Annotated in this window: 20 protein-coding genes; 8 read left to right on the plus strand and 12 right to left on the minus strand. The window is 39.1% G+C overall.

From position 1 onward, the window contains the following. The first annotated feature begins 11 nt into the window (after positions 1-11). Positions 12-344 carry a hypothetical protein gene (locus J2X77_RS05205; protein WP_209574669.1) on the plus strand — a complete coding sequence of 111 codons (333 nt, stop codon included), beginning with the start codon at positions 12-14 and terminating at the stop codon, positions 342-344. 21 nt (positions 345-365) lie between these two features. Here J2X77_RS05205 and J2X77_RS05210 read toward each other — a convergent pair whose 3' ends face one another. From J2X77_RS05210 to J2X77_RS05220, 3 genes are read right to left on the minus strand one after another with little or no spacing between them, the layout of a single operon-like run. Continuing rightward, positions 366-1,142 carry an enoyl-CoA hydratase/isomerase family protein gene (locus tag J2X77_RS05210; protein WP_209574670.1) on the minus strand — a complete coding sequence of 259 codons (777 nt, stop codon included), beginning with the start codon at positions 1,140-1,142 and terminating at the stop codon, positions 366-368. 9 nt (positions 1,143-1,151) lie between these two features. Next, on the minus strand, positions 1,152-1,991 hold the full coding sequence (locus J2X77_RS05215; RefSeq protein WP_209574672.1) for a hydroxymethylglutaryl-CoA lyase: 840 nt from the start codon (positions 1,989-1,991) through the stop codon (positions 1,152-1,154). 4 nt (positions 1,992-1,995) lie between these two features. After that, a complete protein-coding gene (locus tag J2X77_RS05220) occupies positions 1,996-3,144 on the minus strand; it encodes an acyl-CoA dehydrogenase family protein (protein WP_209574674.1) in 1,149 nt (382 codons plus the stop codon). A gap of 153 nt (positions 3,145-3,297) precedes the next feature. Between J2X77_RS05220 and J2X77_RS05225 the strand changes: the two genes are divergently transcribed. After that, positions 3,298-4,905, plus strand: coding sequence for an acyl-CoA carboxylase subunit beta (locus J2X77_RS05225; protein WP_310079526.1), 1,608 nt, complete (start codon positions 3,298-3,300; stop codon positions 4,903-4,905). Positions 4,906-4,987: 82 nt separating this feature from the next. Here the strand turns inward: J2X77_RS05225 and J2X77_RS05230 are convergent, their stop codons facing one another. Then, positions 4,988-6,916: an acetoacetate--CoA ligase gene (locus J2X77_RS05230; RefSeq protein ID WP_209574678.1), complete on the minus strand. Its 1,929-nt coding sequence runs from the start codon at positions 6,914-6,916 to the stop codon at positions 4,988-4,990. A 121-nt stretch (positions 6,917-7,037) separates the two neighbouring features. Next, positions 7,038-8,084: a ferredoxin--NADP reductase gene (locus J2X77_RS05235; RefSeq protein ID WP_209574680.1), complete on the minus strand. Its 1,047-nt coding sequence runs from the start codon at positions 8,082-8,084 to the stop codon at positions 7,038-7,040. 456 nt (positions 8,085-8,540) lie between these two features. Here J2X77_RS05235 and J2X77_RS05240 point away from each other — a divergent pair, with 456 nt between their 5' ends. Further along, positions 8,541-9,257 (plus strand): superoxide dismutase, encoded by a 717-nt coding sequence (locus J2X77_RS05240; protein ID WP_209574683.1) that lies wholly within the window; start codon positions 8,541-8,543, stop codon positions 9,255-9,257. Between the two features lie 54 nt (positions 9,258-9,311). Here J2X77_RS05240 and J2X77_RS05245 read toward each other — a convergent pair whose 3' ends face one another. Together J2X77_RS05245 and pyrE are read right to left on the minus strand one after the other, a co-directional pair. Beyond that, positions 9,312-9,710 (minus strand): SRPBCC family protein, encoded by a 399-nt coding sequence (locus J2X77_RS05245; RefSeq protein WP_209574684.1) that lies wholly within the window; start codon positions 9,708-9,710, stop codon positions 9,312-9,314. Between the two features lie 20 nt (positions 9,711-9,730). Then, complete coding sequence (gene pyrE, locus J2X77_RS05250) at positions 9,731-10,381, minus strand: orotate phosphoribosyltransferase (protein ID WP_209574687.1); 651 nt, start codon at positions 10,379-10,381, stop codon at positions 9,731-9,733. Between pyrE and J2X77_RS05255 the strand changes: the two genes are divergently transcribed. The 4 genes from J2X77_RS05255 to J2X77_RS05270 all read left to right on the plus strand — a co-directional run bounded on the left by J2X77_RS05255 (position 10,380) and on the right by J2X77_RS05270 (position 13,420). Further along, on the plus strand, positions 10,380-10,991 hold the full coding sequence (locus J2X77_RS05255) for an NUDIX domain-containing protein (protein ID WP_209574689.1): 612 nt from the start codon (positions 10,380-10,382) through the stop codon (positions 10,989-10,991). The two genes, pyrE and J2X77_RS05255, sit on opposite strands and share 2 nt — an antisense overlap. Before the next feature lie 59 nt (positions 10,992-11,050). Then, a complete protein-coding gene (locus J2X77_RS05260) occupies positions 11,051-11,767 on the plus strand; it encodes a 3-ketoacyl-ACP reductase (protein WP_209574690.1) in 717 nt (238 codons plus the stop codon). 118 nt (positions 11,768-11,885) lie between these two features. Continuing rightward, positions 11,886-12,947 carry an NADH:flavin oxidoreductase/NADH oxidase gene (locus tag J2X77_RS05265; RefSeq protein WP_209574694.1) on the plus strand — a complete coding sequence of 354 codons (1,062 nt, stop codon included), beginning with the start codon at positions 11,886-11,888 and terminating at the stop codon, positions 12,945-12,947. Between the two features lie 80 nt (positions 12,948-13,027). Continuing rightward, entirely contained in the window at positions 13,028-13,420 is a 393-nt protein-coding gene (locus J2X77_RS05270; protein ID WP_209574696.1) for a VOC family protein, read from the plus strand. A gap of 68 nt (positions 13,421-13,488) precedes the next feature. Here J2X77_RS05270 and infB read toward each other — a convergent pair whose 3' ends face one another. The 4 genes from infB to J2X77_RS05290 all read right to left on the minus strand — a co-directional run bounded on the left by infB (position 13,489) and on the right by J2X77_RS05290 (position 19,362). Beyond that, positions 13,489-16,635: a translation initiation factor IF-2 gene (gene infB / locus J2X77_RS05275; RefSeq protein WP_209574698.1), complete on the minus strand. Its 3,147-nt coding sequence runs from the start codon at positions 16,633-16,635 to the stop codon at positions 13,489-13,491. Positions 16,636-16,738: 103 nt separating this feature from the next. After that, a complete protein-coding gene (nusA, locus tag J2X77_RS05280; protein ID WP_046675481.1) occupies positions 16,739-17,980 on the minus strand; it encodes a transcription termination factor NusA in 1,242 nt (413 codons plus the stop codon). Between the two features lie 5 nt (positions 17,981-17,985). Beyond that, positions 17,986-18,450, minus strand: a complete 465-nt coding sequence (gene rimP, locus J2X77_RS05285; protein WP_209574700.1) for a ribosome assembly cofactor RimP — start codon at positions 18,448-18,450, stop codon at positions 17,986-17,988. A 135-nt stretch (positions 18,451-18,585) separates the two neighbouring features. Continuing rightward, positions 18,586-19,362 carry a LexA family transcriptional regulator gene (locus J2X77_RS05290; RefSeq protein WP_209574703.1) on the minus strand — a complete coding sequence of 259 codons (777 nt, stop codon included), beginning with the start codon at positions 19,360-19,362 and terminating at the stop codon, positions 18,586-18,588. A 102-nt stretch (positions 19,363-19,464) separates the two neighbouring features. On the opposite strand from J2X77_RS05290, the gene J2X77_RS05295 reads away from it, so the two are divergent. Further along, the gene (locus J2X77_RS05295) at positions 19,465-19,788 is read left to right on the plus strand and encodes a hypothetical protein (RefSeq protein WP_209574705.1); all 324 of its coding nucleotides are present in this window, start codon (positions 19,465-19,467) and stop codon (positions 19,786-19,788) included. 74 nt (positions 19,789-19,862) lie between these two features. Here the strand turns inward: J2X77_RS05295 and J2X77_RS05300 are convergent, their stop codons facing one another. Next, entirely contained in the window at positions 19,863-22,151 is a 2,289-nt protein-coding gene (locus J2X77_RS05300; RefSeq protein ID WP_310079538.1) for a transglycosylase domain-containing protein, read from the minus strand. Positions 22,152-22,312: the final 161 nt, after the last annotated feature.

The raw sequence follows: 22,312 nt of genomic DNA on the forward strand, positions 1-22,312 counted from the left end.
ATAAATTTCTATTGAAAGCAACGGCTATTTCTTTCTACATTCAGCTATTTTTAGGATTTATCCTCTATGTATCAAGCCCAATAACACAGTATTTTCTGCAACATTTCGGTGAATCCATTCACCTCAGGCAAATCCGCTTCTTTGGCATGGAACACAGCAGCATGATGATTATTGCTGCAATTTGTTTGACCGCAGGTATGCTTAAAAGCAAAAACGCCGATACAGACGATCGACGTTTTAAAATATTATTAATCTGGTTTGGTATCGCCGTAATGATTGTTCTTAGCTCTATCCCTTGGGAATTCTCCCCTTTGACCAGCAGGCCCAGCTTTAGATCATTTTAGTTAATTAAAAGGAATAAGTGATCAGCTATTTTTCCAATTGGCTTTTCGTTTATTATGCATTGCGTCCATTCCCTCTTTGAAATCACTGGTTTTCCGCAACGCTGCTAAGCTCTGTAAGAGAAAGGTATACTTATCATTAAAATCTTGCTCTTTTAATTGTCTAAGCGCAGCAAAACCTCTTGAAATAGCCAAGGGAGCATTCTCCAGAATTGTTGTTTTCAATTCCACCAACCCTGTCTCTTCTTTATCGAGAATTTCATACAAGATTCCCTTTTTTAAAGCCTCTTGAGCAGAAAAAGAACTTCCTCTGATACAAAGGTCCATTGCCTTTCTCTCCGGCATAAATTCTATTAGCAAAGCCAGTACCTGAAATGGGAAAAGTCCAATTTTCACTTCTGGCAAAGAAAAACGCACATTTGGGAGAGCAAACAAATACGTACAGGATAATGCAATTAAAAAACCACCTGCAATAACATCACCTCTCACCACACAAATTGATGGTTTGTCTAGACAGGAAAATATTTCCGCCAATGATTTTTCAACCTTGGGAATTGCCGAATTTCCGGTATCCGAGGTTGGATCCGCAAAAGCTTTTAGATCCATACCAGCACAAAAGACATGCCCCTCAGCTTCTATCTGCACTAAATAAATATTTGGATCATTATTCGCAAGATTCAATGCATACGCAATTTCGCTCACCATAGTCGGACTAAAAGCATTTCTCTTTTCCGATCGCGCTAGCGTCAGGTTGAACACATGCCCTTCAATGTGCACTTTTATAAAATTCAGTCTTTCCATTAAAAAATATTACAAAATCAACTGCCTAAAACTATGCTCCAATGTATCTATTTCAGCATCTGTTCCTCGTCTAAAATAGTGTAATAAAAGTTCGGAAGGTATATTACCAACTAAATCATTTTTCGCAAATGGACAGCCGCCATAGCCAAGTAATGCACCTTCAAATTTACGACAGCCCGCAATATAGGCAGCTTCAATCTTTGCGAGACTTTCTGCTCTACTTGCATGAAAATGCGCACCAATCTCGAATGTTGGAAAACGGGCATTAACAGCGTTGAATAATTCGGCAATTTGATTCGCATCGGCTTCTGATGTGGTGTCTGCCAAAGCAAACTCCCGAATGCCAAGATCGATTAACTTTTCAATCCACTCTTTCACTAACACCGGTGACCAAGGATCGTTGTAAGGGTTCCCAAAGGCCATGCTAATATAGACAACCAGCGATTTATGGTACGCCGCAGCCAAAGCTGTCATTTCTTTTACCTGTTGGTAAGATGCAGCTAAGTCCATATTCGTATTTCGCAATTGGAATGTTTCTGAAATTGAAAATGGGTACCCTAAATAGTCGATTTTTTCCTCTTGAACCGCTTCTATCACCCCTCGTAGATTAGCAACAATGGCTAAAAGCTTTACCCTCTCACTCTTCCGGATTCCTTTTAGCACCGCTTTTGTATCGGCTAACTGTGGAATAGCCTTCGGAGAGACAAAAGATCCAAAATCAATAATATCGAACAGTCCACTATCGATTAACGTATTAATATGTTTAATTTTTTTATCTGTATCGATAAAGCTGTGAAGCCCTTGAATAGCATCCCTTGGGCAATCAACCAATACAACTTGACCCCTCATAACACTATAAAATATTTTTCTGGATCTCTCTGGCGATCACCATTTTTTGAATACTTGAAGTCCCCTCCCCTATTGTGCATAGCTTAGCATCTCTAAAAAACTTCTCCGCGGGATAGTCCTTAGTAAACCCATATCCGCCAAAAATCTGAACGGATTCGTTGGCAACGTTGACAGCAGCCTCTGAAGCATAAAGCTTAGCCATCGCTCCTATTTTAGAAACACGTTGCCCATGATCCTTCAAATAGCCGGCTTGTCTTGTTAACAATTCGCTAGCTTCAACTTGGGTAGCCATATCTGCAAGTGAAAATGAAACTGCTTGAAAGTCGTAAATCTTTTTTCCAAACTGCTCTCGCTCGTGTGCATATTTTAGCGCACACTCATAAGCTCCTCGGGCAATACCTAACGAAAGTGCCGCAATAGAAATACGCCCCCCATCCAATAACTTCAAGGCCTGTACAAAACCTTGTCCTTCTTCTCCAATAAGTTGATCGCGATGTATCCGACAGTTATCAAAAAACAGACAAGCTGTTTCCGAAGCTCGCATCCCCAATTTATTCTCCTTCTTGCCAGCGGTAAATCCGGGAACTCCTTTCTCAACAATGAAGGCTGACATTCCTTTTTTATCACCTTTGGTCCCCGTTCGCGCGATAACTACCGCTACGCTCGAACTGATAGCATGGGTTATAAAATTCTTGGAACCATTTAAAATATAATAATCACCATCCCTTTCAGCAAACGTCGTCATTCCGCCTGCATCCGAACCTGACCCTGTTTCGGTGAGCCCCCAAGCGCCTATCCATTCGGCTGTCGCTAGTTTCGGAAGATAATGCTTCTTTTGCCTTTCACTGGCAAAGCTCAAGATATGATTTGTACATAAGGAATTATGCGCCGCTACAGAAAGTCCTATAGAACCACATACTTTAGAAATCTCATCCAAAACGGTAATATATTCCTGGTATCCGAGCCCAGACCCACCATATTCTTCGGGAACAATCACGCCCATGAAGCCGTGTTCGCCTAACTTTTTAAAAACTTCTATTGGAAAAATTTGGGCTTCGTCCCATTCCATCACATAAGGTTTGATATGATACTGTGCAAAATCTCGCGCACTTGCTCTGATCATATCCATTTGTTGTTTATTTTCAATAAACATAAGCATGAATATTAAATTTACAATCGGTAATTCTATTCAAATATATCAAAATATTTAGGAATAAAATTGCAAATATTTTAAAATTTTATTTTAAATTTATCTAAAAATAAGAAATCCTTAATTCAACAGCTTTTTAAACCAAGATTATAAATTATGAAGGAGCTACTTGCATTACTTCGCAAAAAAAGAGAAAATCTAAAATTCGGTGGTGGTATAGATAAAGTCAAAAAACTTAAAGAAAAAGGGAAAATGTCGGCTTGGGAAAGAATAGAATATCTACTCGACCCAGATCGGGAATATATCGAAATAGGAATGTTTGCCGGCGAAGGGATGTATAAAGAATATGGTGGCTGCACAAACGCAGGCTGTGCAGCTGTACTGGGCTACGTAAAATCGAAACTATGCGTTATTGTCTCTAACGACGCAACGGTAAAGGCTGGAGCCTGGTTCCCTATTTCTGCTAAAAAAAATCTACGCGCGCAAGAAATTGCTATGGAAAACAATCTGCCGATTATTTATTTGGTAGATTCTGCCGGTGTTTTTCTACCCATGCAAGATGAAATATTTCCCGATAAAGAACATTTTGGACGCATATTCCGTAATAATGCACGCATGTCTTCGATGGGTATCCCTCAAATTGCAGCAATCATGGGAAGCTGTGTCGCTGGTGGAGCTTATCTTCCAATTATGTCTGACTACGCCTTTATCGTGGAGGGGACTGGGTCTGTATTTTTAGCAGGTCCTTATCTAGTTAAATCCGCGATCGGTGAAACCGTAGATGCCGAAACACTAGGTGGAGCTTCTACACATTCGGAGATATCTGGTGTAACAGATAATAAATTCCCCGACGACCAGAGTTGCTTGGAAGCAATAAAAAATGTTATTGATAAAATCGGAGGACATGCCCAAGCTAATTTCAATAGAACGATAAGCCAGCCCCCAAAAACAGATCCGGGTAAAATAGCGGATATTCTCCCCGAAGACAGAACCAAACCGTATCGTATGCAAGATATCTTACATGCAATCGTCGACGCAGAAACATTAGAGGAATACAAACCAGATTATGGGAAAACAATTGTATGCGCCCTTGCACGTGTAGATGGTTGGGCTGTTGGAATCGTTGCCAATCAACGTGAAATTATCAAAGCCAAAAAACCAGGTAACGCTATGGAAATGCAAATGGGAGGAGTTATTTACAGTGACTCTGCAGACAAAGCTGCACGTTTCATTATGAATTGCAACCAGCAACGCATTCCACTTGTATTTTTCCAGGATGTCACTGGGTTTATGGTAGGAAGCCGCTCCGAACAAGGCGGAATCATCAAAGACGGAGCAAAAATGGTAAATGCAATGGCTAATTCTGTAGTTCCGAAGTTTACTTTTATTGTCGGGAATAGTTATGGTGCCGGAAACTATGCTATGTGCGGCAAAGCGTATGACCCACGATTAATCTACGCATGGCCTACTGCCCAAATGGCTGTTATGAGTGGTGCTGCTGCTGGCAAAACTCTCTTCCAAATACAAGAATCAGCTTTAAAATCCAAAGGTCAGGAAATAACCGAAGAAGAGAAAAATAGTCTTCTCAAATCAATTGAAAATCGCTATAACGAACAACTCAGCCCCTATTATGCCGCAGCGAGATTATGGGTTGATGGAATAATATCACCCGAAGAAACTAGAAAAGTCATTAGCATGGGTATAGAAGCGGCCAACGAAAAGCCTATCCTAGAGCGATATAATGTAGGCGTTATACAGGTTTAATGGTAACAATCGTAAATTCCCCTCACCCAGAAGAGCCGAGGAAATGTGAGGGGAATCTATAATAAATGATAATACGGTACATTTAATGTTGTTTCCAAATTTTGCTAAGTTCTTCAAAATCGGACAAGCACTCTGGATTTCGCATAATATCTACTGAAACCGCTTTCTCTATAGCCATCCCTGAAAAAATCTTCTTGACCGGTAACTCCAGCTTCTTTCCGCTTAACGTGTAGGGGATAGCTGCTACCTGAAAAATATAGTCAGGTACGTGACGTGGACTATACTGCTGCCTAAGTGCTCGCTTAATATCTCCTTTTAATGCATCGCTCAATAGACTATCGTTCAATTGTACAAAAAGTAACATGTCAGAAGATCCATTTTCGTGATCTACACAAACAACCAGACTATCCAAGACTCCTTCGGTTTTATTTAACACATTATAGATTTCTGCTGTACCAATACGTACGCCACCTCGGTTCAACGTGGCATCTGAACGCCCATACATAATGACTCCATCGTGTGATGTAATCTGAATCCAATCACCGTGATTCCACACCCCTGGGTATTTATCAAAGTAACTATTAAAGTATTTTTTATTAGCTGGATCATTCCAAAAATAAATAGGCATGCATGGAATAGGTGCTAAGATAACAAGTTCTCCTACCTCTTTATAAACATTATGACCATCGACATCAAAGGCTTCAATCTTAGCTCCTAATGTGCGGCATTGAATTTCTCCGGCATACACATCGCGCAATGCACAGCCAGAGAGAAAGGCACTGCAAACATCCGTTCCACCACTCAACGAAATAATTTGACTCTTCGGAAACTGTTCATTTAGCCACTCAAAAACGTCAGGTGGAAGCGGTGAACCAGTTGATCCTATTGTTTTGGGCTGATAAGACAGCGACCTTAAATCTTGATCCTGACACGATATGAGATAAGCTGCGCCAACACCAAAGTGATCCACCTTATTTTCCTGCGCAAATTTCCATAAACTAAGTTTATCAGGATAATTTGTTGCTCCGTCATATATACACAATGTATTTCCCATTAAGAGGGCCGAAAGTGCGTAATTCCACATCATCCATCCGGTAGTTGAATACCACATAAAACGTTCGCCATCTTGTACATTTTGATGCAACCCGACTGCTTTCATATGCTCTAGTAGCATGCCTCCAACTCCGTGTGTAATGGCTTTAGGTTTTCCTGTCGTTCCGGAAGAATACAAAATCCATATTGGAGAATCAAAGGGCACTGCTGTGAACTGAAGCTTATGTTGGTTAACATCTTTTCCCATAATCCCTTCCCATATATTGTCATCAATAAAAACGAAGGCCAATAACGAAGGTAACTGTTCTGCGAGTTGTTTGATATTTTCAGACTTCTCAAAATGACGACCATTATAGGAATAACTACTGTTAGCGAACAGAACTTTGGGTTCAATCTGCTCAAAACGATCCTGAATACTTGCTTCCCCAAAGTCGGGAGAACAACAGGACCAAACAGCTCCGATGGAATTTGTAGCCAAAAATAATGCGACCGCTTCAATACCATTAATTAGCACACCTGCTACACGATCTCCGCTTTGAACACCTATTTCTTTCAGATAGATCTGAAGCTTGAGCACGATACGTTCTAATTCAAGCCAAGAAACCTCTCTCCTAACTTGCTGTTCCGATTGAAAGATTAACGCCGGACGCTGCTCTGAAGCTTTGCGAAATACGTGTTCGGCATAGTTCAAGGTCGCTCCAGCAAACCACTTTGTACCAATAAAGCTTGTTGAATCTGCAGGCAGCTCGATAATATTTGTAAAATCTGAATGAAACGCCAAATTGAAATAGGTCGCTATACTCTTCCAAAAATTGGATAGATCTGTCGTTGACCACGCCCAAAGTTCCTGATAGGAACTGAAGCACAAACCATACTCCTTTTCAATATATTGTTTAAACTTATTGATCTCAGATTGAGATTTCTGCTCTTCTGTTGGGCTCCAGAGTAATTTCCCCATAATAGTTAGATATAAAACGGTTATATCCAAACATAAATAAATTTACTTGTATGTGCAATTTTAATTATTACCAGTAAACATAAAGAACAACCATATCGCTACTTTAAATACTAGGCTTAGTTTACAACACTTCAATCTGTGTATCCATCTCTAACGGGTGACTAGTACACAATAGTATTCTTCCCTGCTCTACCTCTCGATCTGTTAGTACTTCATTATAATCCATCTTCACCTTTCCTTTAATACACTGCGCAATACAAGTACTACACATGCCGGATTTACAGGAATAAGGTAATTTGATTTTATGTTCCAGAGCTACATCTAAAATAGATTTATTGTAGGGAACTTCAAGATTATAAGTCTCCCCTTGAAAATATAATTTTATAACATAGACGGCTTTGTCGACTTTCTTTTCAGTTTCATCATCATCATCCTCTTCATTTTCAGGCAACAAAAATGTCTCCCTTTTTATCTGATCAAAACCAAATCCCATCCCCAAAAGTGTAAAACGGCATAGATCCATGTAAATCACAGGACCACAGGTATAGAATAGGGCCTCCTCTCTACTTCCAAACAAATGATTTTTGACAATATCATAAATATAATCTCTGTTTAATCTAGCTTTCATCAAGTTTTTACTATCGGAGTAAATCCATATAATTGTTAAACGATCAGGAAATTGATCCGCCCAATGTTCCAATTCCGATCGAAATGGGGTTGATTCCAATGTACTATTGCTATAGACTAATACGACTTTAGATTTAGATTCTGCAACAAGTGCTGTTTTTAAAATAGCATATAATGGTGTGATACCAATTCCTGCGGCAAACAGAAATAGTGTTCGAACCTTTTCCAGTTCAGGTTCATATACAAATAAACCTTGAGGCTCCATGGCATTGACAACATCTCCCTCTACAATAGTATGATGGAGCAATCTAGATATTTCGCCATTTTCGACACGCTTCACAGTGATACTGAGGGGCTCATTATTATCTGGCGAACTATTAAAAGAATAAGAACGACGTACCTCCCGCTCACCAAACACAAAAGAAAGAGTAATGAACTGCCCAGCTTTATAAGGAGGATAGGCTCCTGCTACTGGCTCAAGCTGAAAGGTTATATTATTGTTGGGTTGAGGGATAATTTTTGAGATCCTTAATGTATACATAGCTCAAAATTACATAAAAATCAGAAATTATAAGTGCTTTGATAGAATGGAGACGACCAGAATACCTAAGCTCTACCTAAGCTTATCCAAAAAAATCATTCAAGCATAATGAACAATATATTAGACTGCCACCCCCCGTCAATGCGACATGAATCAGTGTTCTATCAGTGTTCAATCAGTCTTGAGAGCGAATACATTACTTCCTCAAGTTGGTGTAAGCTTCTAAGCACCACGAAAGCGCCTCCATTGTTAAAATACAATCTATACTATATCTCAATCCAAACTATAATGACCATTATTCATCTCTTAACAATGGTACTAATCTCAAAGACTATGGCAAGGGAAAAAGTCGAATTGACAACAATTTTATTGTATTACAATTAACAGACAATTGGAGAACAATAATTGCAAAATTTCACGTTATATTTATATCAAAACTAATCACAATAAGATTATATGCAAACACGCAGAAACTTCCTTCAAAATGCAGCAAAAGCAACACTTGGCATTGCTGTATCTGGATCAATATTACAAGATATTGCTTCCGCGAAAGCAACGGAATTAAATGCCGCTACATTAAAGTTTTCCCAAGTCAAATTACCGTTCACTTATGCCGCTTTGGAGCCTAATATTGATGCGTTGACCATGGAAATCCATTATACAAAGCATCATATAGCATATATTAATGCTATTAATGAAGCTATCCTTGCTGAAAATATCAAAGAAGCATCAGAGGAACAACTTTTAGCAAACATATCCAAGTATTCTCCCAAAGCAAGAAATAATGCGGGTGGGGCTTGGAACCACAATTTCTTTTGGGAAAGTATATCTGATAAACCGAGCGAGCCTTCCGAGAAATTATTGAAGATGATCAATAGCACATTTGGCTCATTAGACAAATTTAAAGAGCTATTTGCGGCTGCAGCAACCTCAAGATTCGGTTCGGGATGGGCATGGTTAATTTTGGATGATTCTGGTAACTTGAAAATTACCTCTACCCCAAATCAAGATAATCCTTTGATGGACGTTGTTGAGGTGACAGGAATTCCTATTTTAGGTCTTGATGTATGGGAACATGCTTATTACTTACACTATCAAAATAAAAGAGCTGATTATATCAAAAATTGGTGGAATATTGTGAACTGGAAAAAAGTTAACGAAAGGTTAGCATAAAGAAAAGCTCGATTAGTACTAATCGAGCTTTTTCATATATCCGTTATAAACAACCTACCCAAACACTTCTTTTAACTTGCTGATCTGAAAATCAACTAATTTTTGAAGGGGGCCAGAAGCGATCATTTTCATCATCATATTCAGCTCCGCATCAATTATAAAGGTTGCTTTTGTCACTGTAGCTGTAACATCTTGCAATTCCCAGCGGAGCGTAACTTCGAAAGGTGCTTTCTCCAAAGGAACCAACTTAATGATGTGATTTTCAATACGATCTTCAACTTTGAGAGCCAGTTTTGCCATATTCTGTATCGTAAATCGAGCTTCGTCCGAAGTAGAAGACCAATTATAAATATTTTCGGGCATCAACTGTTCATGATTGTTGAGGTCTGCCAAAAATTTATACACCTCAGCTACATTTTTATTGATCTCAGTTGTGTTCTTAATAGTCGTCATAACGATAAATTAATGCTTTTTTATTGAAAATTTTCTCCCCAAGCAGCGGGGTTCAAGCGCCACTTCTTCAAGATTTCGATATCCTCTTCCAATACATAACTATTTTCTGCTGCTACCTGAATCAGCGCATCATAATTACATAAGCTAAAATAAGGACACTTTGCTTCCGCAAAATTATCAACTGCTTGCTGTAGCCCATAAGTAAAGATAGATACCAATCCAACAACATTACAGCCAGCCTCACGTAACGCTTTTACCGCAATTAGGCTACTTTTACCCGTCGAAATTAGATCTTCAATTACAACGACACGTTGACCGCTAACCACTTCACCTTCAATTAAATTTTGACGACCATGATCCTTAGCTGAGCTTCTAACATAAGAAAATGGCAGTCCCAAATCCTGTGCTACCAAAACTCCTTGTGGAATACCTGCCGTAGCAACTCCAGAAATCATATCCACTGATCCAAACTCCTCTTGTATAAGCTTAGAAAGCTTCTGACGAATGTATGTACGAATCGACGGATGAGATAAAGTGATACGGTTATCACAGTAAATTGGAGACTTCCAACCTGATGCCCATGTAAAAGGACTTTTAGGTTGCAATTTTATTGCTTTAATTTGCAATAAGGATTCAGCAACTTTTTGTTCAACCTCATTTAAATTATTCATGGCGCAAATTTATAAAATTTATATGAACGAAACCCTGCTAATTTTAGCAGATTTCGTTCCATCGAAAACTAAAAACCCACAAACAATTAGTTTTCAAGAGATTGACCTCCAAAAACTTTTCAAACAATCTGAAATTGATAAGGTTCCAAAAACATATCTCTACATCAACAAAGATTTTGAAACAGTGTTTCAAAACTTAAAAAACAAAATGAAGATTATTAAGGCAGCCGGGGGGCTGGTTAAAAATGGTGATGGAGATTATTTATTTATCTACCGCCTCGGCAAATGGGATCTTCCTAAAGGTAAAGTGGAAGATAATGAAAAAATGCGAGAAGCGGCAGTACGTGAAGTCGAAGAAGAATGTGGTATAAAAATTGACTATTTAGGGAAGAAAATTACTACGTCATATCATACTTATTTTTTGCGTAACGGTGAATTCGTTCTAAAAACAACAAATTGGTATGAAATGGGTGTTAACAAAGTCCCTAAATTAATACCGCAAACAGCGGAAGATATTACAAAGGCAGAGTGGCGTCATGCAGACCAATTTGAAGAAATACGGGCAAATACCTACCCAATTATCGAAAACATTATAAAAAAAGTAAAGTAACTTACCTTTTTTGAGTTTTATTTGACACGAGTAAAAATGTTCATACTTAATTTTATGTTATGGAAAATATAACAGGAAAAAGAGCCTTAATTACAGGAGGAGCTCGAGGATTGGGAAAAGCGATTGCTTTTGCGTTGGCCAAGGAAGGTGTTCATATCGCCATTACAGGAAGAAATGAATCTAGTTTAAAGTTTACCGCTGCTGAGTTGGCTGAGCTGGGTACTGAGGTTACTTATGCTGTTTTTGATGTGTCCGACTATTCAGCCGTACAACAGGAAATTCAGCGACTTACAGAAAGTTTTGGAAAATTTGATATTCTAATTAACAACGCAGGTGTGTCATCTTTTTCCACTGTACTTGACATGGATATTGCTGAATGGACATCTATCATTCATGTCAATCTATTGGGTACATATTTTGTTACAAAAGCAATTCTCCCACAATTGATTGAGAAAAATCAAGGTGATATTGTTATGGTCTCTTCTACTGCTGGATTAAATGGATCGGCAACCACCTCTGCTTATAGTGCTTCAAAATTTGGCGTGATAGGCTTTGCGGATTCCTTAATGCGCGAAGTAAGGAAAAACAATATTCGTGTCTGTACGCTAATGCCAAGTACTTTTGCTTCGGATATGTCCAAAGACCTTGGCCTAACAGATGGCAATCCAGAAAAAGTTCTACAGCCTGAAGATTTCGCAGAGTTGGTCGTAGCCAACTTAAAACTACCTAGACGGGCGATGCTGAAATCGGCTTCTTTATGGTCTACAAATCCGTAATGATCGAAAAAAGATGGGATGGGCTAAATAAAAGCCTTTCAAAGGCTGCTTTTAATGAGGTATTATATGTATTAAGGCAGGAGCGTTCTTTACTCCTGCCTCATTTAAACAAGGAATTATGAGTCAATTATTTTCACCAATAAATATCGGAAATATACTATTAAAAAATCGCCTGGTTGTGTCTCCGATGTGTCAGTACTCGGCAACAGATGGGTTTGCGAATAATTGGCACTTAGTACACTTGGGCCAGTTTGCAGTCGGTGGTGCTGCCGCAATAATACAAGAAGCAACGGCTATTACTGCTGAAGGCCGAATCAGTGAGGGAGACCTTGGTATATGGGACGATCGCCACATCGACAAATTAAAAGAAATAACCACGTTCATCAAAGAAAATGGCTCTGTTCCGGGGATACAGCTAGCGCACGCCGGCCGCAAAGCCAGCAATAATAAACCTTGGATAGGCCGAAAACAACTTTCGCCAACCGATCCTCAGGGCTGGCAAACAGTGGCTCCATCTCCCATCGCTTTCCATGCGGGAGACCATGAACCACAAGAGCTCAGTATTGCCGCTATTGAAATATTGATTGAACAATTCAGAGCAGCAACGAGAAGAGCGATACAAGCCGGTTATGAAATTATTGAACTTCATGCTGCACATGGATACCTGATCCATCAATTTCTTTCCCCATTGAGCAATTTACGGAGGGATAGTTATGGTGGTACATTCGAAAATAGAATCCGTTTTCTTGTTGAAATCGTGAAAAAAGTAAAACAGGAAATAACAACTCAAAATTTATGGATACGTATTTCTGCGACAGATTGGGCTGAGAATGGCTGGGATCTACAACAGTCTATCTCTTTATCAAAACTATTGTACACATTGGGCGTAGATCTCATTGATGTGTCAAGCGGAGGCTTAGTCTCGCATCAAAAAATAGCTATCAAACCTGCATATCAGCTCCCTTTTGCCACAGCGATTAAAGAGAATACTGAGAATAAGGTGGGCACTGTAGGTTTGATCAAAACAGCTATTCAGGCCTCCGAGATCATTGAAAAAAAACAAGCTGACTTAATTTTAATCGCTAGGGGATTTCTTGACGACCCTCACCTTCCTTTACATTTTGCGAAAGAATTAGCTGCTGACATTCCATGGCCTAAACAATATGAAAGAGCAAAATAACTTTCAACATAATATCATATGTTGTTTTACCATATAAAGGCAGAACTGTATAAACAGCTCAAAGCTATAATTATCTATAGATGAAATTAAACCTAAATAAAATACATCATATTGCCATTATATGCAGCAATTATGAGCGTTCAAAAGAATTTTATACCGACGTACTGGGCTTGGAGATTATACAAGAATACTATCGCAAAGAACGCGATTCGTATAAACTGGATCTCAGACTAAATGATCACTATATTATCGAACTGTTCTCTTTTCCTTCGCCACACAAAAGGCTTAGCTTCCCAGAAGCTGCAGGTTTAAGACATCTTGCGTTCGAAGTAGATAATCTCGACTTGGAATTAAATAAGCTTGAAAAAGCAGGAATATCACACGAAGGAATCAGAATAGATGAGCTAACAAATAAACGCTTTACATTCTTTTTTGATCCTGACCAGCTCCCGATTGAATTATATGAAGGGTAAAAACAAAGTGGCATTGATTTTATTTAATCAATGCCGCTTTCTATTTTATACGTATATCACCTCAATGATTACAATTTACGTTTCACTTCAACTTGTTCGTAAGCTTCAACAATGTCTCCCACTTGAATATCATTGAAACGGTCAATATTTAAACCACATTCGTAACCCTGTGAAACTTCTTTCACGTCATCTTTGAAACGCTTCAAAGATGCCAGTTTACCAGTATGGATCACAACACCCTCTCTAATTACACGGATATCATTGTTTCTATTAATTTTACCCTCGCGAACCATACATCCCGCGATGGTACCAACTTTAGAAATTTTGAATGTTTCTCTGATTTCAACCTCAGCAACAATTTTCTCTTCAAATTTCGGAGCTAACATACCTTCCATCGCAGACTTAATTTCATCAATCGCATCATAGATGATCGAATATAAACGTACATCAATTTGCTCGTTCTCAGCTAACTTACGTGCGTTTTGTGTTGGGCGTACTTGGAAACCTATGATGATCGCATCGGAAGCAGAAGCTAACAATACATCCGATTCAGAGATCGCACCCACTGATTTATGAATGATATTAACTTGAATCTCGTCAGTAGACAATTTCAATAATGAATCTGATAATGCTTCGATAGAACCGTCCACATCACCTTTAACGATAATATTAAGTTCTTTGAAGTTACCAATAGCTAAACGACGACCGATTTCATCCAAGGTGATATGCTTAGTAGCACGCATGCCTTGCTCGCGTTGTAACTGAAGACGTTTGTTGGCTACAGTTCTAGCTTCAGACTCGCTTTCAAGAACATAAAGCTTATCCCCTGCTGTCGGCGCTCCTGCCATTCCCAAGATCTGTACTGGAACAGACGGTCCCGCCTCTTTAACACGTTCACCTCTCTCATTAGTCAACGCTTTAACTTTACCGGAATGCGATCCCGCTAAAATAGGATCTCCAACACGTAATGTACCACTTTGTATCAATACCGTTGTCACAATACCACGACCTTTATCCAAAGCTGCTTCAATTACTGAACCAACAGCTCGTTTTTTCGGATCAGCTTTTAGATCTAACATCTCAGCTTCCAATAAAACTTTCTCTAATAATAGGTCGACATTTTCTCCAGTTTTTGCTGAAATCTCTTGCGCCTGAAATTTACCACCCCAGTCTTCAACTAAGATATTCATCGCAGAAAGCTGCTCGCGGATTCTATCAGGATTTGCTCCAGGTTTATCCACTTTAGTAAATGCAAATACGATTGGCACACCTGCCGCTTGCGCGTGGTTGATTGCTTCTTTTGTTTGTGGCATGACAGCATCGTCCGCTGCAATAACGATAATAACAATATCAGTAACTTTGGCACCGCGGGCACGCATAGCCGTAAAAGCTTCGTGACCAGGCGTATCCAAGAATGTTATTTTACGGTCATCTTCCAATTTCACCGCGTATGCACCGATATGTTGGGTGATACCACCGGCCTCACCAGAAGTAACGTTTGCCTTACGAATGTAATCCAGTAATGAAGTTTTACCATGATCGACGTGTCCCATTACCGTTACAATAGGCGCTCTCGAAATCAAGTTTTGTTCAGTATCGGATTCTTCAAGCTCAGCAGTTTCTTCATCCTCAGGTTTGATAAACTCTACCTGATACCCAAATTCATCCGCTACTATTGCTAAAGTTTCAGCATCTAGACGTTGATTAATTGACACAAACATACCCAAACTCATACAAGTTGCAATAATCTGAGTTACTTGAACGTCCATCAAGTTAGCTAATTCGTTTGCAGTTACAAACTCTGTAACACGCAATACTTTCGCCATCATCTCTTGTTCCATTGCAGCTTCTTCTGCATGTTGGGCAACATCATCACGTTTCTGTCGTCTCAATTTGGCGCGCTGCGCAAATTTCCCCGACTTACCTGCACCACTTAGACGAGCAAGTGTTGCTTTGATTTGGTCTTGTATTTCCTTTTCTGTAGGCTCTTCCTTATTCTCAACAGGTCTTCCTTTTCCTCTATTATCAAAACGATTTCCGTATTGCGGTCTGGTCCCTTGCCCTGGTCTGCCTGGGTGTTGGTTATTGCCACCACCTTGCCCTGGCCTACCTTGTTGGTTTCCGGTTTGCCCTTGACGATTGTTAGGATTATTGTTATTACCATGATTCCCACCACGATTACCTTGTTGGTCTCGATTGTTGGGATTATTACCATCACGTGGCCCACGGTTTTGATTATTATTACCATGACCTTGACCCGCATTCGGATTAACTGGACCATTTGGATTCGTACGTTTACGCTTACGTTTCTCGTTGTTGTTTCCAGCATTTGAAGATGAAGCCACAGGTTTGTGGGAAGGTCTCGCTGTTGGCAATTCAATTTTACCAACGACTTTAGGACCTGTCAATCTCTCTGCGCGAGCAGAGAAAATATCATCACCTTGTTTTTTTACAGGCTCCACTATTGGAGTTACTGGTACAGCTTTTGGCGCTGTTTCTTCTTTTTTCTTCTCTTCTACCTTCACAGGTTCAGTTTTTGTCTCTACAACCGGAGTTGCTTTTACTTCAGTTTTATCTACTTCCGGTTTTTGAATCTCCGCTTTGGGCACTATAGCTTCTTGCTTATTCTCAGTAACCTTTGGTTCTTCTTTTTTTGCTTCAACATTAGGCGCTTTCACTTCGGCATCCTTCTTTTCTTCCGCCTTAACTTCTGCTTTTACCTCCGCTGGTGCTTCCTTGATAGTATTAGGCTCTTCCTTAACAGGTTCTTCCTTCTTAACCTTATTTCCGCCTCTACGTAAAGCGTCAAGATCAATTTTACCAACAACCTTCATACCACCTTGGTGTGTAGGTTCCTCTACCTTTTCAGGAGTAGCTTCTTTAGCTGATGGAATTTCTACCGTATTCTTGACCAAGATTTCCTTAGACTCATCACGATCTTCGTTATCCTCATTCTTAGATGATTCCTTAGGAGAAGTGGACGGCGACTCCTCACGACGAATTTTGCCAATAACGATTTGTTTAGCTTCATCTTTCAGTGATTTGTCTCCCTGAAACTCTTTTAACAGCACACCATACATCTCTCCGTTCAATTTAGTGTTAGGCTTTGCTTCTACATCATATCCTTTTTTCACTAAACATTCGACGGCGGTATGTATCCCGATGTTGAGTTCCTTTGCTGCTTTAAGCAAGTTTGTTCCTTTTCCTTCAGTCATCTATAATATAAACTATTTTAATATAATTACAAAAATATGTTTTTTTCCATCCATAAACAATTTATTCCGAATGTTAGATAGAAAAAAATTAATGAGCTGAATTTTATTCAAATTCAGCTTGCAAAATACGTACAATCTCGCGAATTGTATCTTCTTCTAGATCTGTACGTCTCACTAACTCTTCCTCACTAAGAGATAGCACAGACTTCGCTGAATCCAAACCAACACGTTTTAATTCATCGATTACCCAGCTTTCAATCTCATCGCTGAACTCTTCGATATCAACATCCTCATCGAACTCATCATTCTCGCGATAAACGTCAATTTCATATCCAGTCAATTTTCCTGCCAATTTAATATTGTGCCCACCACGTCCAATTGCCAACGAAACTTGATCGGATTTTAGGTATACAGCTGCAGTTTTATTTTCTTCATCAATTTTGATTGAACTAATCCTTGCAGGACTCAGAGCACGAGCGATATACAAGGAATGGTTTGTCGTAAAGTTAATAACGTCGATATTCTCATTACGCAGTTCACGTACGATACCATGAATACGGGACCCTTTCATACCCACACAAGCTCCTACCGGATCAATACGGTCGTCATACGATTCAACAGCAACTTTCGCTCTTTCTCCAGGTTCGCGAACGATTTTTTTGATTGTAATTAAACCATCAAAAATTTCAGGGACCTCCAGTTCAAACAAACGTTGTAAAAACGCTGGTGCGGTACGTGAAATAATAATCTTTGGATTATTATTCATCATATCAACTTTATGCACGACTGCACGTATACCATCGCCCTTTTTGAAGTAGTCGGCAGGAATTTGTTCAGACTTCGGAAGAATTAATTCATTACCATCCTCATCTAATACCAAGATCTCTTTCTTCCAAATCTGATACACTTCACCAATAACCAACTCTCCTTCTCTATCCTTATATTTTTTAAAGACCTCATCTTTTTCTAATTCCAAAACTTTCGACACAAGCGTTTGGCGAGCCGCTAGGATTGCACGGCGACCAAAACTTTCTAAGGTGATCTGCTCAATAAAATCATCACCCACTTCTAAGTCTTCGTCATGTTTTCTAGCTTCAGCTAATTCGATTTCAAGATCATCATCCTCTGAAAATTCATCTTCAACAACGACACGAGTCCTCCAAATCTCCAAATCCCCGTTATCTGGATTCACGATAACATCCACATTTTCATCCGTACCAAAACGACGACGGATCATACTACGAAAAACCTCTTCCAATACTGTGATAACGGTAGGTCTATCGATATTCTTAAACTCCTTAAACTCTTGAAAAGAGTCTATCAGATTGATGTTGCTGTTACTCATTATTATTAAAATGAAATTACCACTTTTGTTGCTTTTATTTGATCAAAAGGAAGTTCTTTTTCTACCTCTTGCGCTTTTTTACCTTTTTCTTTAATCTTCTGAAGAACATTGATCTTCATATCATCCAGCGTCACCAATGTACCTTCAATTTTAGTATTATCGATCAACTTAACCTGAATCGTACGACCTATATTCTTTTGATACTGTCGGATATTCACAAAATTAGCATCGATCCCTGGCGAGGAAACCTCTAAACGATAGGCATTATCAATTACATTTTCTTCTTCCAGATGAAAACCCACATGACGGCTAACCTGAGCACAATCGTCAATATTAATACCATTATCCCCATCCAAAAGAATCTCTAGAATTTTATTTGGATGCATCTTAACGCTGACAATAAATAAGTCATCGCGATCCGCTATTTTCTCTTCTATGAGTTCAACAACTCGTTTCTCTATATGCTGCATTGTTCTTTCTGTAGAAATGCTATTTAATTGAATTAAAAAAAGGGGGCAATACGAGCCCCCTTCCTTTCAGATATGCAAATATAGCACTTTATAAAATAAAAAACAAATATCGCTCAAAATGCTAAAAATATTTCACTACTTTGAATTGTCGACAACTGCATTAATGGTTTTCTGCATTTGTGCCATCATACTCGTCAATGTTTCCATTGTCGGCTCAGGCGTCGGCTCAGGCAGCTGCGTACTTATAAAAGCCTTCGCCTTCCACACTTCAAGGATATCCGACGTCTCAACCCAATAAGGCACATAAGTTTTGTTGTCAGAAACGAGTTTCAAGCCTTTATCCTCTTTAAATTTAAAAGCGATACGTTTATACACCACGCCATCTTCCTTCGACACGACTACGTACGTGCTTCCAGGTTTAATATCATGCCAGTTTTCCACATACTCCGCCACGACAATAGATCCTGACGGCAAAGGCAACATCGAGTCTCCTTTAATTTCAAAAGCGCGAAATGTGCCCTGACCAAACATTGGAAGTGAAAACTTAGGTAATTCTGCGACATACTCCGGATCACCATACCCATTTAAATACCCAGCACTAGCCTTTACAGGCACCAGTTCAATATTCTCACGGTTATCCGTATCTACAGTAACACTTAGCACCCTTAAATTGGATGCATTACTTTTGGGAACTGGCTTCCACTTGTCGTCAATAACATCGTTTGCCAGTTCATCCATAGTCAACCCATAGAATTCAGCAATCTTCTTCAACAACTCATATTTAGGCTCAGCCCTATCTTCCTCATACGCCCCGACAGACGCTCGCTTAATTTCCATGATATCAGCAAATTGTTGCTGTGTAATTTTCTTTCCTTTTCTAAGGAATTTCAGATTGGACGAAATATTTGACATGTTATTTTTTCAAAAAAATATTTTGCAAAAACTAATTTTATTAGTAATATTGTGCCAATAAAATTAGTAAATATATTTTAAACGTCCAAATAATTTAGCATTATGAGCAATTTTATTCTATATATAGTGACAGATAGCAATCGGAAACGCTTCGAAATTGGTCTCAGCACCAACATATTCAATACAGTAAAGAAGCTACAGCAATCCAACAGTTTTATCTTCAATCAAGGCCCAAGCCTAAATAGAATAATCTATACGGAAGATTTTACAAGTTTAGAGACAGCAAACAAAAAGATAGACGAACTACAGCATTTTACAGCCATGCAGATTGAAAGACTCATCCGTAAATCTAATCCAAACTGGAATAATCTTTTCCCGCAGTCACACCGAGATTTTGCCAAAAGTGGCACAAGCTACGCCGCTTAGCAAAAAAAAAGCCACCTGTATAAAAACTAGGCGGCCATTTCATATTTTTGAAGACAAGTATTAAAAGCAGTTATTTAATTCTGAACAGGCCCATCTTCAGACGAGGATAATTTTTCACTTTGCAAACTATCCGCACTACCTTCAGTATTGCTACGCTCAAGTTGATCCGTATTATTGCGTTCAAGTTGACTTTCTTCACCACCCTCTTCTTCCGGCCCGATAAATCCTTCATCAGTAGGTACCTCTAACTGAGTAGAATCCATCTGCTCTGGTTCCGGATCACTGTAACGCGGCGTTTCACATTTGTATGATTTTGTAATTTCAACAGTAGGGCTTGGAAACTTACCCATGGTGTACCCTAAATTTTTATCTTTATAAACGGATTCCAGATAAATTCCAAAAATCGGCAATGCAGTACGAGAACCTTCTCCCGTATGCGAGTTCTTAAAGTGAATGCTCCGCTCGTCACACCCTACCCAAATACCTGTAACCAGATCTTTTGTCACCCCCATATACCAGCCATCTACATATTCAGAAGAAGTACCTGTTTTCCCTCCTATTTCATTTTCCTTTTTAAATAAATCCCACTCCCACAATCCTTGAGACGTACCACCTGGCTCTTCCATCCCACCACGGAGCATATACGTCATTAACCACGCATCTTGCTTATCAACGACCTGTTTACGTTCAGCCTGAAACGTTGCAATCACGTTACCATCATGATCTTCAATCTTAGAAACCAGCAAAGGTGTCACGCGCTCACCATGGTTCATCATTGTTGAGTACCCATTCACCATTTCAAAAACAGAAACATCATTAGGTCCAAGCCCCACGGAAGCAACCGGATTTAATTTACTCGTAATACCACAACGGTGAGCCGCATCAACAACTTTCGAAGGCGTGACCATATCAGTTAACTGAACTGTAACCGAATTGATGGAGCGGGCCATCGCATGCCGCAAAGACATTTCACGATAGGAGAAATTCCAGTCAGCATTTTTCGGTTCCCATATCTCAACAGAATCACCTTTATCAATCTTGATGGTAACAGGCTTATCTGTAATTTTATCACAAGGCGACATTCCCGATTCTAAGGCTGCTAAGTATACGAAAGGCTTAAACGTAGATCCCGCTTGTCGTTTCGCTTGCATCACGTGATCATACTTAAAATATTGATGATTTATTCCACCAATCCATGCTTTAATTTCACCTGAATAGGGATCCATTGACATCATCCCTGCATTCAGCATCATCGCATAATATTTCAAAGAGTCCATTGTAGACATCTCCCTTTCGATCTTGCCTCCATCCTTCCAGTTATAGACTTCCATCTTCTTCTTGTTGTTGAGGAAATAAGAGATACTATCAGGAGTATTGGCGTACTTTTTACTCAAAAAAGCATAATACGGGGTCTTCTTAGCCAAATTATCCAAAAAATTAGGAATAACTTTACCTGACAAATCGCGCCATGGCTCCTGTCCATCCCAAGTATTATTTAAACGTTGCTGCAATTCTACCATTTGCTTGGCGACCGCTTCTTCAGCATGCTTTTGAAGTTTAGAATTTATAGTGGTATAAATTTTCAGCCCGTCAGTGTAGATGTCATAATTATTTTCCTCTGACCATTTCTCCAACCACTTCGCTACAGCAGTACGTAAATAAGAGTCTCCACCAGCATTTATATCTTGACTATTCGTATTCAAAACAATCTTTTCTTTAATCAGACCATCATACTCTTCTTTTTTTAAAAAGCCACTTTTATACATTTGACTTAATACGATATTTTTTCGTACAAATGCATTTTCAGGATTTCGAATTGGATTATACAATGTAGTACCTTTTAGCATCCCTATTAAAACAGCCGCTTGGTTTTGAGTCAACTGATTCGCTCCCTTTGAAAAATATCGTTTTGCAGCCGTTTCAATTCCATAAGCGTTATTACTGAACGAGACAGTATTCAAATACATTTCCAATATCTGGTTTTTGGAGTAACGCTGCTCCAGTTTGTAAGCTGTCATCCACTCCTTAAATTTAGTCACCACTAATCCGGCAACAGGAAGACGTGTCAACAAACCACCCGACTTATTATAGCGAGTACGATAAAGATTTTTAGCTAATTGCTGCGTAATTGTACTTGCACCCCGCTTATCTCCTTTTAAAGTCGATAAAATTCCCGATCCTAATCCAAAAAAGTCAACACCCTTATGACTATAAAAACGTACATCCTCGGTTGCTATCAAAGCATTCGTTACTGTTTTAGGGATACTGTCAAACGGAATTGGATTTCTATCCTCATCGAAATACCGGCCAATTAAAACACTGTCTGCGGTATATAACTCCGTTGAGATATTAACACTAGGCATAACAATATCCTTTTTAGTCGGAGAATAACCGAAAAGCCAAAGAAAATTCAATTGTATAGCACAAACCAATATAATGACAAAGTATATTGCTATAACGAAATAACGAAGAATTCTATTCTTAATACGTTTAAACATAAATGGAAATTTACCTTATATTCAAC

The organism is Sphingobacterium sp. 2149, assembly GCF_031455655.1.
In the GTDB taxonomy this organism is placed as follows: Bacteria; Bacteroidota; Bacteroidia; order Sphingobacteriales; family Sphingobacteriaceae; genus Sphingobacterium.

Bases quoted from the DNA above. Each gene is read 5' to 3' on its own strand.
- J2X77_RS05210 (WP_209574670.1), bottom strand. From the start codon at position 1,142: ATGGAAAGACTGAATTTTATAAAAGTGCACATTGAAGGGCATGTGTTC.
- J2X77_RS05215 (WP_209574672.1), bottom strand. From the start codon at position 1,991: ATGAGGGGTCAAGTTGTATTGGTTGATTGCCCAAGGGATGCTATTCAA.
- J2X77_RS05220 (WP_209574674.1), bottom strand. From the start codon at position 3,144: ATGTTTATTGAAAATAAACAACAAATGGATATGATCAGAGCAAGTGCG.
- J2X77_RS05225 (WP_310079526.1), top strand. From the start codon at position 3,298: ATGAAGGAGCTACTTGCATTACTTCGCAAAAAAAGAGAAAATCTAAAA.
- J2X77_RS05230 (WP_209574678.1), bottom strand. From the start codon at position 6,916: ATGGGGAAATTACTCTGGAGCCCAACAGAAGAGCAGAAATCTCAATCT.
- J2X77_RS05235 (WP_209574680.1), bottom strand. From the start codon at position 8,084: ATGTATACATTAAGGATCTCAAAAATTATCCCTCAACCCAACAATAAT.
- J2X77_RS05240 (WP_209574683.1), top strand. From the start codon at position 8,541: ATGCAAACACGCAGAAACTTCCTTCAAAATGCAGCAAAAGCAACACTT.
- J2X77_RS05245 (WP_209574684.1), bottom strand. From the start codon at position 9,710: ATGACGACTATTAAGAACACAACTGAGATCAATAAAAATGTAGCTGAG.
- J2X77_RS05255 (WP_209574689.1), top strand. From the start codon at position 10,380: ATGGCGCAAATTTATAAAATTTATATGAACGAAACCCTGCTAATTTTA.
- pyrE (WP_209574687.1), bottom strand. From the start codon at position 10,381: ATGAATAATTTAAATGAGGTTGAACAAAAAGTTGCTGAATCCTTATTG.
- J2X77_RS05260 (WP_209574690.1), top strand. From the start codon at position 11,051: ATGGAAAATATAACAGGAAAAAGAGCCTTAATTACAGGAGGAGCTCGA.
- J2X77_RS05265 (WP_209574694.1), top strand. From the start codon at position 11,886: ATGAGTCAATTATTTTCACCAATAAATATCGGAAATATACTATTAAAA.
- J2X77_RS05270 (WP_209574696.1), top strand. From the start codon at position 13,028: ATGAAATTAAACCTAAATAAAATACATCATATTGCCATTATATGCAGC.
- infB (WP_209574698.1), bottom strand. From the start codon at position 16,635: ATGACTGAAGGAAAAGGAACAAACTTGCTTAAAGCAGCAAAGGAACTC.
- nusA (WP_046675481.1), bottom strand. From the start codon at position 17,980: ATGAGTAACAGCAACATCAATCTGATAGACTCTTTTCAAGAGTTTAAG.
- rimP (WP_209574700.1), bottom strand. From the start codon at position 18,450: ATGCAGCATATAGAGAAACGAGTTGTTGAACTCATAGAAGAGAAAATA.
- J2X77_RS05290 (WP_209574703.1), bottom strand. From the start codon at position 19,362: ATGTCAAATATTTCGTCCAATCTGAAATTCCTTAGAAAAGGAAAGAAA.
- J2X77_RS05295 (WP_209574705.1), top strand. From the start codon at position 19,465: ATGAGCAATTTTATTCTATATATAGTGACAGATAGCAATCGGAAACGC.
- J2X77_RS05300 (WP_310079538.1), bottom strand. From the start codon at position 22,151: ATGCCTAGTGTTAATATCTCAACGGAGTTATATACCGCAGACAGTGTT.